The 16089-nt window shown below is 35.7% G+C and carries 12 protein-coding genes; 5 read left to right on the top strand and 7 right to left on the bottom strand.

What is annotated here, in order from left to right; genetic code table 11:
• Positions 1-21: 21 nt before the first annotated feature.
• Both ACIGAM_RS13830 and ACIGAM_RS13825 read left to right on the top strand, forming a co-directional pair.
• The gene (locus tag ACIGAM_RS13830) at positions 22-1182 is read left to right on the top strand and encodes an MFS transporter (RefSeq protein WP_396512039.1); all 1161 of its coding nucleotides are present in this window, start codon (positions 22-24) and stop codon (positions 1180-1182) included.
• Between the two features lie 285 nt (positions 1183-1467).
• Positions 1468-2898 carry an NAD-dependent succinate-semialdehyde dehydrogenase gene (locus ACIGAM_RS13825; RefSeq protein ID WP_396512037.1) on the top strand — a complete coding sequence of 477 codons (1431 nt, stop codon included), beginning with the start codon at positions 1468-1470 and terminating at the stop codon, positions 2896-2898.
• A gap of 57 nt (positions 2899-2955) precedes the next feature.
• On the opposite strand, the gene ACIGAM_RS13820 is transcribed toward ACIGAM_RS13825, so the two are convergent.
• Positions 2956-3795, bottom strand: a complete 840-nt coding sequence (locus ACIGAM_RS13820) for a lysophospholipase (RefSeq protein WP_396512036.1) — start codon at positions 3793-3795, stop codon at positions 2956-2958.
• A gap of 196 nt (positions 3796-3991) precedes the next feature.
• Between ACIGAM_RS13820 and rpsA the strand changes: the two genes are divergently transcribed.
• Both rpsA and ACIGAM_RS13810 read left to right on the top strand, forming a co-directional pair.
• Positions 3992-5845, top strand: a complete 1854-nt coding sequence (rpsA, locus tag ACIGAM_RS13815) for a 30S ribosomal protein S1 (protein ID WP_396512034.1) — start codon at positions 3992-3994, stop codon at positions 5843-5845.
• A 260-nt stretch (positions 5846-6105) separates the two neighbouring features.
• Complete coding sequence (locus ACIGAM_RS13810; protein ID WP_396512033.1) at positions 6106-7284, top strand: GlmU family protein; 1179 nt, start codon at positions 6106-6108, stop codon at positions 7282-7284.
• Here ACIGAM_RS13810 and ACIGAM_RS13805 read toward each other — a convergent pair.
• From ACIGAM_RS13805 to ACIGAM_RS13785, 5 genes are all read right to left on the bottom strand, one after another.
• Positions 7281-8870, bottom strand: a complete 1590-nt coding sequence (locus tag ACIGAM_RS13805; protein WP_396512032.1) for a DHA2 family efflux MFS transporter permease subunit — start codon at positions 8868-8870, stop codon at positions 7281-7283. The two genes, ACIGAM_RS13810 and ACIGAM_RS13805, sit on opposite strands and share 4 nt — an antisense overlap.
• 4 nt (positions 8871-8874) lie before the next feature.
• Positions 8875-9957 (bottom strand): HlyD family secretion protein, encoded by a 1083-nt coding sequence (locus ACIGAM_RS13800; protein ID WP_396512030.1) that lies wholly within the window; start codon positions 9955-9957, stop codon positions 8875-8877.
• A 14-nt stretch (positions 9958-9971) separates the two neighbouring features.
• Entirely contained in the window at positions 9972-11300 is a 1329-nt protein-coding gene (locus tag ACIGAM_RS13795; RefSeq protein ID WP_396512028.1) for a TolC family protein, read from the bottom strand.
• Positions 11290-11913 carry a TetR/AcrR family transcriptional regulator gene (locus tag ACIGAM_RS13790; protein ID WP_396512027.1) on the bottom strand — a complete coding sequence of 208 codons (624 nt, stop codon included), beginning with the start codon at positions 11911-11913 and terminating at the stop codon, positions 11290-11292. The genes ACIGAM_RS13795 and ACIGAM_RS13790 overlap by 11 nt, the downstream gene beginning before the upstream one ends.
• Positions 11914-12465: 552 nt before the next feature.
• A complete protein-coding gene (locus ACIGAM_RS13785) occupies positions 12466-14085 on the bottom strand; it encodes an ABC transporter substrate-binding protein (RefSeq protein ID WP_396512026.1) in 1620 nt (539 codons plus the stop codon).
• A 212-nt stretch (positions 14086-14297) separates the two neighbouring features.
• Here ACIGAM_RS13785 and mtaB point away from each other — a divergent pair, with 212 nt between their 5' ends.
• Positions 14298-15638, top strand: coding sequence for a tRNA (N(6)-L-threonylcarbamoyladenosine(37)-C(2))-methylthiotransferase MtaB (gene mtaB, locus ACIGAM_RS13780; RefSeq protein WP_396512152.1), 1341 nt, complete (start codon positions 14298-14300; stop codon positions 15636-15638).
• 42 nt (positions 15639-15680) lie between these two features.
• On the opposite strand, the gene ACIGAM_RS13775 is transcribed toward mtaB, so the two are convergent.
• On the bottom strand, positions 15681-15980 hold the full coding sequence (locus ACIGAM_RS13775) for a GNAT family N-acetyltransferase (protein WP_396512025.1): 300 nt from the start codon (positions 15978-15980) through the stop codon (positions 15681-15683).
• Positions 15981-16089: the final 109 nt, after the last annotated feature.

Raw genomic sequence — 16089 nt, 5'->3', positions numbered from 1 at the left:
CATTTAGTTCGTATACCTTTTATGAGAAATATTAAGCTTACTAAAAGCCTACTCTATTTAATGGCTGTAGGTGCCGGTCTCGTAGTTGCTAATAATTATTACAATCAACCACTCCTTAATTTAATAGCTAAAACTTTTGAGGTAACCGAGTCTCAAGTAAGTAGGATTCCGCTTGCTACACAATTGGGATATGCATTTGGTCTGCTGTTTATTATTCCGCTGGGCGATAAATTTTCAAGAAGAAAAATTATACTCTACGATTTTATAGCAATTATAGCTGCTCTACTTGTTACAGCTATGGCTCCATCTTTGTGGATACTCACAGTCTCTAGCTTTCTTGTAGGTTTTACCTCTGTGGTGCCTCAATTATTTGTGCCTATGGCTGCAGAATTAGCTACCGAAGAAAACAGAGGGAAGGTTATAGGTATAGTTATGAGTGGTCTTCTCATAGGTATTTTAGGAAGTCGTTTTTTAAGCGGATTGATAGGTGAATATTATGGCTGGAGATTTATGTACTATCTCGCAGCCGGAATAATGGTTGTTTATGCGACCCTACTTTATTATAAGCTACCTAATGTTGCAACAGATTTTAAAGGCACCTATGCAGAATTGATGCGCTCTCTGATTAATATTATTAAGAAGAAGCCCGAAGTACGTATTGCAGCCATACGCGGAGGTCTTGCATTTGCCGGTTTTAGTGCATTCTGGACTACGTTAGTTTTTTTAATGGAAACTAATTTTGGGTATGGTAGTGCCGTATCGGGTATGTTTGGTTTATTAGGGATGATAGGTGCTCTGGGTGCTGCACTAGCAGGTAAGTTAAATGATAAATACAATCATAAGAGACTTGTTTTAATCTTTTCGGCACTATTAATTATGTCTTGGGTTGTATTTCAATTTTCAGGTAATTCAATTATTGGTTTGGTTATTGGCGTTTTATTAGTCGATTTTAGTTTGCAATCGCTACACGTAACTAATCAAAACATCATTTTCTCAAAAAATCCCGATGCACGTAATCGAGTAAATACTATTTATATGGTAGGCTACTTTATAGGCGGTGCCTTTGGTACGATTGCAGGTGCTTACGCCTGGGAGCATTTTCAGTGGATAGGAGTTGCTACACTGGGTTTGGCGTTTTCAGTCCTAATCTTAGTATTTAATACCATACTAAAATCTGAGTAAGCTTTTTTCTTATTAAATTTTATCATTCTTCTCTTTTAGACTTTTATACTTAAATATCGCACCTACTTTAATTGATTTATGCGACCTAAGTATATTCTATTTTCTCAAAAGCTACGCAAACTGTATCAGTTCTCATAAAGTATTTATAAGATGTACTTAAGGCTTTACTAAAACAACCGGCTGCGACACGTATGTTTTTTAATTTTATATCAGAAAATAACGATAATACTGAGATTGTTTTAAAATCTACAGAACTATCATTTGCTAACATAAAAGAAAATAAAGATGAGTACTGAAACTTTGGACAAACCAAAAAATAATAATTCAGATTCTAAGCAAGAATTTCTGAAAACTATAAATCCGGCTACGGGAAAAGAATTGAATCAATATGAGATGATGAGTGATGATGAGGCTAAAGAAGCCGTTGAAGCATCACACAAAGCATTTTCTAAGTGGAGGCATGTATCTCTAGATAAGCGTGCTGAGCATATTAAAAAAATTGGTAAAAGTTTTAAGAAGAACAAAGATAAGCTTGTTAAACTAATGACGGCAGAAATGGGTAAAATGCTGAGTCAGGGAGAGCAGGAAATTGATCTTTGTGTTGCTATCTGTGATTATACGGCAGAAAATGGACCTAAAGAATTACAAGATGTAAACAGAACGCTTCCTGATGGAGGTAAAGGCTTAATTACATATTCTCCTTTAGGTGTAATTTATGGTATTCAACCTTGGAATTTCCCAACCTATCAAGTTGTCCGTTATACTATAGCAAATCTAATGGCTGGTAACAGTGTTTTATTAAAACATGCTGAAAATGTAACTGGCTCTGCATTGCTGATAAAAGAAATTTTAGATGAAGCCGGTCTTCCAGAAAATTTATTTACAGTATTGCGTATAAGTCATGATCAATCTGATGCTATCATAGATAACGACCATGTACAGGGAGTTACTCTAACCGGTAGTGGGACAGCAGGTAAAATTATTGGAGAGAAAGCAGGAAAAGCTTTAAAGAAAATGGTATTAGAATTAGGATCTAATGATGCATACCTTGTTTTAGAAGATGCTGATGTCGATACTGCAGTTAAATGGTGTATACAAGGTAGAACCTACAATAACGGTGAAACCTGTGTTGCTGCAAAACGATTTGTGGTTACTGAAAAAGTATATGACGAATTTAAAGAAAAGTTTGTTGCCGGAATGAGCGCGTTGAAAGTAGGTGATCCTACAGATGACTCAAATGATATGGGCCCTATGGCACGTAAAGATTTGCGAGAAAAATTACACGAGCAAGTTGAAGAGAGTGTAGAAAAAGGAGCAGAAATTCTTTGTGGAGGAAAATTACCTGAAGGTGAAGGTTATTTTTACCCTGCTACTATTTTAGGAAACGTAACTCCAGGGCAACCTGCATATGATGATGAATTATTTGGACCTGTAGCATCACTTATAAAAGCAAAAGATGACGAGGATGCAATGCGTATTGCAAATGATAGTCGATTTGGTTTAGGTGGTGGTATTTTTTCAAATGATGAAAAGAAAGCTTTTGAACTTGCAAAAAATCATTTTGATACAGGTATGGTATTTATAAATAGTTTTGGAGTTGCGCAGCCTAATATGCCATTTGGTGGAGTGAAAAATTCAGGATATGGAAGAGAACACGGTGGATTCGGACTAAAAGAATTTATAAATGAGAAAGCAATTATGAGTCTTGAAGGCTAGTAATTTTAAACGTTTACAAATTAAAAATCCCTCTTTAATTTTTAAAGAGGGATTTTTTTATTTCAATTTATTTAGAATCCAATTTGAGTAGTAGTTTAGAACTTCGTCCTTGTTAAGTTCGTTGTGAGTTTCGTGTCTTAATCCATCCCAAAGTTTTAACGTGATTTGATTTGGGTGTCTGGAAGCTAAGATCTGAGATGCGCTATATTTTGTAATGGTGTCTGCAGTACCATGTGCCAATAAAATGGGTGTTTGAAAGTCAAAGTTTTTATCTAATAGATAAACACCATTATCATTTAATGCGAAATACATGCGTATTGAGGCTATGTTGTGCACTTGAGGATCATTTAAATAATTTCTGCCCACGCTATCGTCACGGGATAGCGCCTCAGGATCAAGTTTTGCTTTCTGAGTTTTATTTAGCCCAAGACTTAAAAGTGTTCTTGCGATTACCACTTCAATAGCATTTGGCTTTTTTACCAGATCTAGCCAGGGCGAGGTGATAAGTGCTCCTGCAGGAGGTAATGAGGTTAATAACAAGTAGCGTAAGACAATACCACCACCCATACTGTGACCGTAAATAAAAACGGGTTTACCTTCGTTTTCAAGAACTGCTTTTTCATAAATGTAATCTACTGCAAGTACAAAATCTTGCAATGATTGTACAAGCCCGCGTTTACCACTAGATTTTCCGTGACCGGGTAGATCTATAGCGTAGCAAGAAATATCGCAGGTGTTAAAATGACGGGTTACGTGCTCGTATCTTCCCAGGTGTTCTCCAAAACCGTGAATAAGACAAACAACAGCTTTGGGGTTTGCAACCCTCCAAGATTTGCCAAAGAGCTCATGGCGTGAGGTTTGCCCTTGAAATGTTTCGGTAGAAACTTCTTCAAACATATTTTTAATTTAGATCTTTAAAATAAGAAAACTTTGCGTAATTTTGCACACCTTTTGGCAATGTAAGGAAGCACAAAAGGACATCGATACCAATTTTTTAATTGGTATGTGTTGAAAACAAATGAATTAAACCTCTTTTATGGTTTTGTGTTGTTTAGCTTCCGCGAAAGCGTAAAATACAAATTATTAATCAGCAATGGCTGAAGAAAACCAAAATCCCGAAACTGCTCCTGCAGTTGAAGAAACAAGCACTGCTCAAGCAGCGGCGCCTAAGAACTACAAAAGCGCTTCTCAAGAAAACCCTGAGAAATTTCTAGAAGAATTTAACTGGCACAATTATGAAGAGGGGATTGATCCTATCGACGATGATAAGCTAAGTGAATTTGAGAAATTAGTAGCTGAGAACTTTGTAGATACTCTTGATGATGAAGTAGTAGAAGGTACAGTAATAAACATTACAGATCGTGATGCTATTATTGACATCAACGCAAAATCTGAAGGTGTAATTTCACTTAACGAATTTCGTTACAATCCCGATCTTAAAGTAGGAGATAAGGTAGAGGTATTAATTGATGTGCGTGAAGATGCTACAGGTCAACTAGTTCTTTCTCACCGTAAAGCTCGTGTAATTAAGGCTTGGGATCGTGTAAATAAAGCACACGAAGAAGGTACTATTGTTACTGGTTTTGTAAAAGCACGTACAAAAGGTGGTATGATCGTAGACGTATTTGGTATAGAAGCTTTCTTACCAGGTTCTCAAATCGATGTTAAGCCTATACGTGATTACGATGCTTACGTGAATAAAACAATGGAATTTAAAGTTGTGAAAATCAACCAAGAATTTAAAAACGTTGTTGTTTCTCATAAAGCGCTTATCGAAGCAGATATCGAAGAGCAGAAAAAAGAAATCATTGGGCAGCTTGAAAAAGGTCAGGTACTTGAAGGTACTGTTAAAAACATTACTTCTTACGGAGTATTTGTTGATCTTGGTGGTGTTGATGGTTTGGTACACATTACAGACCTTTCTTGGTCTCGTATCAACCACCCGAATGAAATCGTTGATCTTGATCAGAAATTAAATGTGGTTATTCTGGACTTTGATGAGGATAAAACACGTATTCAACTAGGTCTTAAGCAACTTAAGAAGCACCCATGGGATGCATTAAGTGAGACTTTAAGCATAGGTGATAAAGTAAAAGGTAAAGTAGTTGTAATCGCAGATTATGGTGCTTTTGTTGAAGTAGAAGAAGGAGTAGAAGGTTTAATCCACGTTTCTGAAATGTCTTGGTCTACGCACTTGCGCAGCGCTCAAGATTTTGTAAATGTAGGTGATGAGGTAGAAGCTCAAATTCTTACTATGGATCGTGATGAGCGTAAGATGTCTCTAGGTATTAAACAATTATCTCAAGATCCTTGGACAGATATTACTACTAAATATCCTGTAGGATCACGTCATGCCGGTATTGTACGTAACTTCACTAACTTTGGTGTATTCGTAGAATTAGAAGAAGGTATAGATGGTCTTATTTATATCTCTGATCTTTCTTGGACTAAGAAAATCAAGCATCCATCAGAATTTACAAACATTGGTGATAAACTAGAAGTTGTAGTTCTTGAATTAGATGTTGATGGTCGTAAATTAAGTTTAGGTCATAAACAAACAGAAGAGAATCCTTGGGATAAGTACGAAGATGATTTCGCAGTAGGTACAAAACATACTGGCGTAATTGGAGACGTAGTTGATAAAGGAGCAACTATCGAATTTAATGAAGATATCGTGGCATTTGTGCCAGGTCGTCACTTAGAGAAAGAAGATGGTAGCAAATTAGGAAAAGGTGATAGCGCCGAGTTCCAGATCATTGAATTCAATAAAGACTTTAAACGTGTAGTTGCATCGCATACTTCATTGTTTAGAGAAGAGGAAGCTAAGATTGTTAAGCAGGCAGCTAAGAAAGCAGCAGACTCAGCAGCAGCTAGTGCACCTACTTTAGGAGATGCAAATGATGCTCTTGCAGCACTTAAGAAGAAAATGGAAAAAGGCGGTAACTAAGCTTTAACATTTTAATTATAGAAAGCCCTTTAACGCAAGTTAAGGGGCTTTTTTTATGGCGTTGCCTCATTTAAAGAAAGTGAGGTCGGGCTTTGCGTTACAATTCCTCGATATCTTCGCTATCGCTTTGGTATCTGCGGGATTTTCACTGCAAACCCTAACGCAGTATTCGTTATATTTAATTAATTTTGGACTGCAAATAAATTCCTTCATATAATTAAAAGTTTTGGCTTTTAATTCTCAATCTCTAAAAATCTAGTATGAATTATATTCTTTTTGACGGCCCTGTTCGCAATCAATTATTGCCTTTGACCTTTACAAGGCCTGTGGCAGACTTGCGTATTGGTATTTTAACCATAAGAGAAAAATGGGAGAAGTATTTAGGAAGCACCACTTCAACAGTAACTGAAGAATATCTCGCAGATAAATACCCAATGGTAGAGTTTGAAGATAATATAATGATTAATGCAGCGTACATTCCTACTTCAGTTTTAATAGATTCTATTTTTGATTTAAAACCCTTGCAAGCTCTGTTTGACGGTGAGGATGTGGTAGCATTTTATACTCAGGATTCTCAAGACGAAATAGATTTTGAAGCATACGAGCATATTGAATTAGATCAAAAAGCTCTTTTTAAGATTGAGCACACGTGGGATTTATTCAGTAAAAACCATAAAGCGATTCAATTAGATTACGAGTTGATTACAGAAGAACGCGAATCTTTGAAAATTCCGAAGAATGTACAGGTAACTAATCCTAATAATATATTTATTGAAGAAGGAGCTAAAGTTAATTTCTGTTCTTTAAATGCTTCCGAAGGTCCTATTTACATTGGTAAAGATGCTGAGATAATGGAAGGTGCCTTAATACGTGGGCCTTTTGCATTATGTGAAGGTGCGGTGGTGAAAATGGGAGCAAAGATTTATACAGGCACTACTATTGGACCATATTGTAAAGTAGGAGGTGAGATTAATAATTCGGTTTTAATGGCCTATTCTAATAAAGGGCACGATGGTTTTTTGGGTAACTCAGTATTAGGTGAGTGGTGTAATATAGGAGCAGATTCTAATAATAGTAATCTTAAAAATAATTATGAAGAAGTGCGTGTTTGGGATTATGAGACCGAAGGTTTTGCCAAAACCGGACTTCAATTTTGTGGTCTAATAATGGGCGATCACAGTAAATGTGGAATCAACACAATGTTTAATACCGGCACGGTAATAGGGGTAAGTGTTAATATATTTGGTCCTGGTTTTCCTCGTAATTTTGTACCCTCGTTCTCCTGGGGTGGTGCGAGTGGTTTTACAACGTATAAAACAGAAAAAGCATTTCAGACCGCAAAATTAGTTACAGAACGCCGAAACATACCTTTTGATGAGCAGGAAGCGGCAATTCTGGAACATGTATTTGAGCAAACAGCTAAATATAGGAGGTATTAGTGCATCGCTGAAGCATCTACCTTACCAGCACCTTTTTTAAGCATAAGCGCAAATGGGACACATATTAGAAATAGGATTCCCAGACTCAAGAAAATATCCATATAGGTAAGAACAGTACCTTGCAATACTATTTTGCCTTCAAGTACCTGATATGCGCGGTCTAAAGCCTCATTAAAGCTAAATCCTTTACTCATGAACATTTTTTGCAATCCATACACCTGACTTTGAGTTTGTGTATTTACAGCGCTAATATTCGGTAATAGATCTACACGGTGTTGTTGATTAAAGCGGTAGATCATTGTGGTTATGATTGCGATCCCAAAGGAGCCTCCCAACTGGCGCATCATTCCTGTAAAAGCTGCACCTTCACCTATCTCTGCACCTTTTAAAGTTGACAATGCCAAGGTTGTTATGGGTACAAACAAAAGTCCTAAACCAACGCCTCTTAATACTAAAGGCCAAAACATTACTTCAGAAGCAGTATCTGGTGTGATAATATTGTGCATCCAGAAACTAAAGAAAAAGAAACCAATAAAACCAAGAGCAACCAGATATTTTGGAGAAACTCCACGCTCTAGCAACTTACCTATAATAGGCATCATGATTCCTGTAGTTATTGAACTTGGAATGAGTAACAAACCGGCATCTGTGGCCGTCCACCCTAAAACAGATTGGGTGTATATGGGTATTATAAATGTTGAGCCATAAAGACCAAAACCTAAAATAAAGGTCATTATGGTACCCGTCCATAAATTAGTATTTTTTAGAACCCGTAGGTTAACAATAGGATTATCGTAAACCAATTCTCGCCAGATAAAGGCTAATAATCCAAATGCGGAAACAATACTTAGCGTAATAATAAGGTTGTTTTCAAACCAGTCATCTTGTTGCCCATGTTCTAAAACAAATTGTAAAGAACCTATAAAAGATGCAAGAAAGATAATACCCCACCAGTCAACCTGGCTTGCTTTTAATTTTGTTCCATACTTAGGGCTTCTCACATATATAATAGTTAAAATGGTAGCGATAATTCCTATAGGTATATTAATGTAGAAAATATAGGGCCATGAAAAATTATCAACCAGATAACCACCTAATGGAGGCCCCAATGTAGGACCTACTATAACGCCCATACCATAAATTGCCTGAGCCATCCCTCTTTTTGCTATTGGGTAACTTTCAGTAATAATGGTTTGTGCGGTTACTAATAAAGCACCACCACCTAAACCTTGTATAAATCTAAAAGTTACTAGTTCCCAAATATTTGTTGCGTTTCCGCAGAGAAAAGAAGAAAACGTAAATATTACAATTGAAACCGCAAAGTAATTTTTACGACCAAATTGCTTACTCAACCAGCTGGTCATAGGTATGATAATTACGTTTGCAATAGCATACGCAGTAATTACCCAGGCAACATCAGTTAGGGTAGCTCCTAAACTACCACGCATGTCATTAAGAGCAACGTTTACGATTGTCGTATCTACGATTTCTAAAAGGGCGCACAATATTGCGGTAATTGTAATAATTACCCTTCTAAAGCCATATTCTACTAAGGTGTCTTCTTCTTCAATTGCTACTGCTGCCATACTATTATTTCAAATGAACATCTACGTTGGCATTCATACCTGTGCGTAAACGTGCTAATTTTTCAGTATCGTTGTTTGTTGTAAAATCTATTTTTACAGGTAAACGTTGTACTGTTTTTACAAAGTTTCCGGTTGCATTATCAGGTGGTAGTAATGAAAATCGAGCACCTGTGGCCGGAGAGAAGTTTGTAATAACTCCTTCAAACTCTTCATCAGGATATGCGTCAATCTCGATGCCTACTTTTTGACCCACCTTCATATTGCTAAGTTGGGTTTCTTTAAAATTGGCAACTACCCATTTATCTGTTGTATTTACTAAATAGAACAGCGCCTGACCCGGTTGTACAAATTGACCTCTTTGTATTTCTACAGCAGAGAGTTGCCCGTCTATAGGAGCTGTAATAACAGTATAGTCAAGACTGAGTTGAGCAGCATCTACCATTGCCTGAGCACTTTTTACATTTGCTTCAGCAACTGTAACCTGCTTTTTAGTAACATCTGTTTGTGAGTATGCAGCCGAGTTCTGACTTTGTAAAGCTTTTTGCTGATTCTTTAAAATAGAAAGATTTGCTTCAGCTTCCTGCATCGCTGCCTGAGCCTGCTCAAATTGTTGTGTGGTAATACTTTTGTTTTCGTAAAGGTTTTTATACCTGTTGAAGTCATTAGTCGCACGACCTAATTGAATCTTCGCAGTTTCAATACTTCCTCTTGATGACGATACCTGTGCACTTGAAGCAGAAGCATTAGCCTGTGAAGAACCTATTGTAGATTCTGCTATGCCTACCTGGCTTTGAGCGGCGGCAAGTTGTGCTTGTGCTTGTTCTAATTTTACAGTGTAATCTCGTTGATCAATAACAAGAATGGTGTCTCCTTTCTTTATAAATTGATTATCTGTCACGTAGATTTTCTCAACATAACCTCCTACGTGTGGTATTATTGAGTTCATATTAGCTTCAACCTGAGCATCGTCTGTTTCTTCATGAGAAAGCGAGTGTATAAACTTAATTGTACCGTATGTTACACCTATTACCAGTAAAACTGAGATAATAGCAATAAACTTTTTGTTGGTTTTTTTATTTTGTTCCATTTTATTTAGCAGGATTAATTTTTAGAAAATTGATTGGTAAGCACACCTTCAGCACTTAGTAATTCGTAATATTTTTGGGTAATATCTGCCTTTGCGTAAGCTAGATTTATGCGGGTTTGCAGTTGTTGTACATCTGCTTCCAACAAATCGTTAGTATCAGAAAGACCATTGTCGTATTTGTCTTTAACAATACGGTAGTTTTCTACTGCTTGCTCTTCAGAAACTTTGTAAACTTCAAGCGTATTTAATGCCAGATTATATTCTTCTAAAGCATTTTTTGCATTTACTTCGGCCTTAGAAGTCGCTAAATCAAATTTGTAGCTTAGTTCCTCTGCTTTAGTTTGTGCTAATTTTACCTCTGCTTTTGATTTAAAAAGTGATGATAGATCGTAAGATATACCCACTCCTACATTCATCGCGTTGGTTACAGTTAGGGCGTTATTGATGTCTAATGCCGTGTAACCACCCAGAAGTGCAACCGAAGGCATGTAATCACCTTTAGCAACTTTAATTTCATCTTGAAGCGCTTCTTGCTGATAGTTTAAAGCCTGAAGATCATTGCGTTTTGAAATGCTGGGTAATGTAGTTGTTACAGGGGTGAAAGGGCTTACATTAGTTTCTATAGCAGTATCTTCAGGCAATTTTAGTAATGCATTTAAATTATAATTTAAGATGCGTGCATTTTTTATAGTATTTGCAAGCGTCAACTCAATATTTGCTTGCTGTAATTGAGCTTTAAGAAGGTCGTTACGAGCCAGTAAGCCGTTTTCTTCCATTGCTGTAAAATCTTTTACGCGCTGAGTTGCACTTTTCAGGTTATCTTCTACAAGATCTACAGAGGCGTTAGCCTTATATAATTGCAAATAAAGTTTGACGGCATCTAAGGCTAATTGTTCCTGAGCATTAGCTGCGCTATAAATAGCTGCTTGCAATTGATTCTCTTTAGCAGCAATACTATTCTTAATCTTAAAACCCGAAAATAAAGGCATTGAAACATTAGCAGCGCCTAGCAACAAACCATTAACATTATTAGGTTGTGAGGTTTGTGCAGTGCCTTCAGAACCAGAATCTGTAGTTGTAATGGGTATTTGCAGATTTATATTTGGCGTAGTTAGGTATTGATATTGTCCTGAAATCTTTACATCCGGGTACTGTAGATTTTTACTAATTGCTAGTGCGCCTTTAGCAATGTCAACTTGTGAGTTGTTAATTTTAGATGCGTCACTAGTATGAAGTGCTATTGTAACCACTTCCTCTAGCGAAAGTTGTTTTTTTTCTTGAGCCTTAAGAGATATTGTACTTAAGAGTACAAAGAGACTCAATAGTATATGTCTAATTTCCATATTTTAATAGGGCTTTAATCAAATTTTGTAAATGTGTTGTTAGCGTGGTTTCTATATAGTTTTGAATTTTTGACTCGGTACTCAAATCGTAAATACCTTTGAAGAATTCAAGATTATAATGAAAGTGAAAATAGGTGCCTATGAGTGTAGGCAGCACTAATGAGATTTCTACATTCTTTGAAAATTTGCCAGCGTCCTGACCGCGCTTTATAAAATTTTCTAAGGTTTTAAAATTGTCCTTTTTTTGAGAAATATACTGGTCTAGTTGAATACTGCGATTGTTATTAGATGATTCAGAATGTATAATCGTATATATACGTCTGTTTGCGTGAATACGCTTAATCATCATGGCAATTATTAAATCTATTCGTTCAAAAAAGGAAATAGAATCATTAGCTATTATGCCCAGAAGATCTCCCTGAAAATTAGCCATTCTATACACCATAAGAACCTCAAGTAATTTTTCTTTAGATCCAAAATAGTAAGAGATCATAGCGATATTAATATCTGCTTCTTTAGCTATTTGACGTACGGATGTACCGTCAAATCCCTGCTCTGAAAATAGTCTTTCTGCTACTTGAATGATCTGAAGTTGTTTCTCATTTAAATCCATACGCTAATATTAGAGTACAAAATTAAACAATTGTTTAAATTAAACGTTTGTTTAAATTTAAATTGATTTATTTTAACTTATATCGTTTTCGTGGGTAGTTATAAATCTCTGCGGAAGATGTAATGAAATTCGTATCCCGAAAAATGATTGTCAAAAAAAACTTAAAAATTGATCGCCTTCAAGTTTTTAAGTGATTTATAGATATAAGATTTAAACAGAATAAACGATAGCGACGCTAAATAGAATCAAAATTATAAGACTAAAAATGAAGTAGATAAGTACACGCTTTTTATAGTTTTTAGCATTTAAGCGTATCTCTGTGCGTAATTTTTCTAGTTGTTTAGGGCTCGGCCTTTTATGATCTACAAAAGGTTTGTAGCTCGTGGATGTAGTATTAGAATTTCTATTATTAAATCTCGATTTACGTTCTCGTTTGTTGTTTTTAATCGACGTAATCATCGCCGAGACTGCCCCACCAAAACTCATAAATTTTGCCTTTAGTAACTGATTAGTATGAATAGGCTATTAAAAGTTACTCGTTTTTACAATAATTTATTCTGTAGCTAACTTTTTTACACGTTTTAAAACGAGAAAGTCCTGAGGATTTGCAGTAAGTCCTGTAACATTCTTGTGTACAAACTTTATAACCTGATCATAGTACAGTGTGACAAACGGCGCTTTTGAAATTAATATTGAGTCCATTTTCTGATATATAACTTTTCGTTTTTCAATATCAGTTATTTTAAAACTCTGTTCATAAAGTCGGTCATAATACGCGTCTTTAAAATGCGTATAATTGGGACCGTTAGGAGTAAAATTTTTACTGTAATATAGAGATAGGTAATTTTCGGCATCAGGATAATCTGCAATCCAACTAGCACGAAATGAATCTAATTTTCCAGTAGATTTGAGTTGTCTAAGTGTAGATGGTGGCATTACATCTATAATAATTGTTAATCCTAATTTGCCTAGTTCACGTTGAATGTATTCACAAATGTCAAGATATTGACTATTAGTGCCTATGGTTATTGAGGGTGCGGGATTACCACTTTCTTTAATATAAGCATTAATTAATTCTCGTGCTTTAGCAGGATTGTATTCATATCCGGGTGTCCCATATCCGGGTAAACCGGTGGGAATAAAGCCGGCATTTGCAGGAGTACCGATGCCATTACGCAGGTATTTAATCATTTTAGAACGATCAAAGCCATAATTTACAGCTTGTCTTAAGGCTAAAGAACGAACCTCTTCTGCGTTACTTGGTAAAAAGAAGCCTAAGTATTCGGTGTTTAAAAATGGACCTGAAATAGTTTTTACTTCATTTTTATACTTTCCCTTAAGTTCACCCGTGGCAGTTAAAAGTTCGTCTTTGTAAGAAGGATCTAAACTATTAAGCATATCCAGATTACCTTGCGCAAATTGAAGAAATTCACTCTGTTTATCTGGTAAAAATGTGATAGCTACCGCTTCAAGATAGGGTAGTGGCGTTCCATTTTCATCTGTTTCGAAGTAATTCTCATTTTTTCGAAGTACAAGTTTAACACCTTCTTCCCAGCGTTTAAATTTAAAAGGACCGGTACCTATAGGATGTGATCTAAATTCAGTACCGTAAAATTCTACAATTTCTTTAGGAACTACAGAGCAATATCGCATCGTCAAAAGTCCTATAAATGCCGGAAATTCTTTATCAAGATTTATAACTAGCGTGGTGTCGTTAACGGCTGAATAACTTTTGACATTGTTTAAAACCCAACTGCCGGGAGAGGCAACTTGTACATCTTTTAAACGGTCAAAACTATAAACGAAATCAGAAGCAACAACTTTACGTGTACTGTCTTTAGTTTTAAATTGAGTATGTTTATGAAATACAACATCATCACGTAGGGTAAACGTATAGGTTTTTGTGTCTTCACTTATCGTCCAGCTTTTAGCAATGTCTGCAACTATATTTAAAGAATCATCTTGTTGAACCAGACCATTAAAAAGTTGATTTGTAGGCCATATAATAGGAGGGTTACGAGCAAAAGCAGGGTCTAGCGTAGCTACATTATAGTGCTCATTGTATCTAAAAACATCTAATTCTCTAGAGGAACCCTTTTTAGAATTACACGATGCAAGTAAACAGCAAGCAAATAAGGAACTGAAGATATTTTTTAAAATATTGATTTTCAAAATAAGACTGGGACGTAAAATAGTATTATACAGGATTTAATTTTAATTTCTGAGGACTTTTGTAATCACTGTCAGCATTACTAATCATTCGATATTAGCTAAAGCTTTAGCAATAGAATTATTGTAGTTAACTTTGCAGTCTTATACAGGCGCCTTATTTTTTCGCTTATGCGAAAGAAAAACAAAAGTAACCAATTGTGAAGAAGATTCTAATGAACGAAGCAGGTAAAAAAGTAGCCTTTTATACTTTAGGTTGTAAGCTTAATTTTTCTGAAACAGCAACGATCTCACGAAGTTTTAAAAGTGAAGGTTTCAACCGAGTAGATTTTAGCGAGGCTGCAGATATTTATGTAATTAATACGTGTAGTGTTACTGAAAATGCAGATAAGCGTTTTAAATCTATTGTAAAACAGGCTCAAAAAACTAACCCCGATGCCTTTGTTGCAGCGGTAGGTTGTTACGCACAATTGAAGCCGGAAGAACTTGCAGATGTTGATGGTGTTGATCTTGTACTTGGAGCTACCGAAAAATTTAAAATCACAGACTATCTAAATGACCTATCTAAAAACGATATGGGTGAGGTGCATAGTTGTGAGATAGAAGATGCTAATTTTTATGTAGGTTCTTATTCTGTAGGAGACCGTACGCGTGCTTTCTTGAAAGTACAGGATGGTTGTGATTATAAATGCACATACTGTACTATACCGCTGGCAAGGGGTATATCACGTAGTGATACATTAGTTAATGTAATTAAAAATGCGAAGGAAATCGCAGCACAGGGAATTCGAGAAATCGTTCTTACCGGTGTAAATATTGGGGATTACGGCAAGGGTGAGTTTGGTAACAAAAAACACGAACATACCTTTTTAGACCTGGTCAAAGCATTAGATGAAGTAGATGGTATTGAGCGTCTGCGCATATCTAGTATAGAGCCTAATCTGCTAAAAAATGAAACTATAAAATTGGTTTCACAATCTAGGGCATTTGTACCTCATTTTCATATCCCGCTTCAGAGTGGTAATAATGAGCTTTTAGGTAAAATGAGTAGAAGGTACAAGCGGGAGCTTTATGTAGATCGCGTTACCGAAATTAAAAAATTAATGCCTAATGCCTGCATAGGAGTTGATGTAATTGTTGGCTTTCCCGGTGAGACAGATGAGCATTTTCTGGACACCTATACATTCTTAAATGAGCTAGATATCTCTTATTTACATGTGTTTACGTATTCTGAGCGAGATAATACTAAAGCAGCAGAAATGAGCGATGCTGTCCCATTAAGAGTACGTAAAAAACGTAGTAAAATGTTAAGGGGTCTTTCTGCTAAAAAGCGAAGAGCCTTTTACGAATCACAGCTTAATACCACACATAAAGTTTTATTTGAAGGTGAAAACAAGCACGGTTATATTAATGGGTTTACTGAAAATTATGTAAAAGTGAAAGCGCCTTGGGATCCTGCATTAGTAAACACAATACATCAAATAGAACTTACTGAAATAGATGAAGACGGTTTAGTACGTTTTACTTATCAAAATGAAGATTTATTAACCGCATAAAAAAAACCTGCTAAAAGCAGGTTTTTTTAAATGTTTATGGGATTAAATATTAATCCCTACCGGAAGTAACTTTTTATACTTTCTGCGGTTAGATCTCATAAATTTTGCGATCTCGGGACTTGTAGGGACTAAACTAATATTGCGATCTTCAACTTCTTTAAAGACAGTTATGATAAAGTCATTCATTTTATTTTCAGTTCCTTCAGGCATCTTGATTTTTGTAAGAAAAATTTTTCGATCTTGAAGCGAGTATTCAATTTTCGCCATTTTACCGTCAAAGGTTGCTTCAAATTGTCTTAAAAACTCGTTGTCTGTTAATTCAATCGCTGTCATTACATCCATATAAAATTTGTTTTAAGAAATTAGGTTTACTCGAGAAAAGAATTTGGGGTATAATGCGAAAAAATATAATTATGTTAACACATTGTTACAAATATACTAAAATAAAGTG

Source organism: Leeuwenhoekiella sp. NPDC079379 (assembly GCF_044542075.1).
Taxonomy (GTDB): domain Bacteria; phylum Bacteroidota; class Bacteroidia; order Flavobacteriales; family Flavobacteriaceae; genus Leeuwenhoekiella.
Note: the sequence above shows the minus strand (reverse complement) of the source record. Positions and strands in the feature narration are given on the sequence as shown.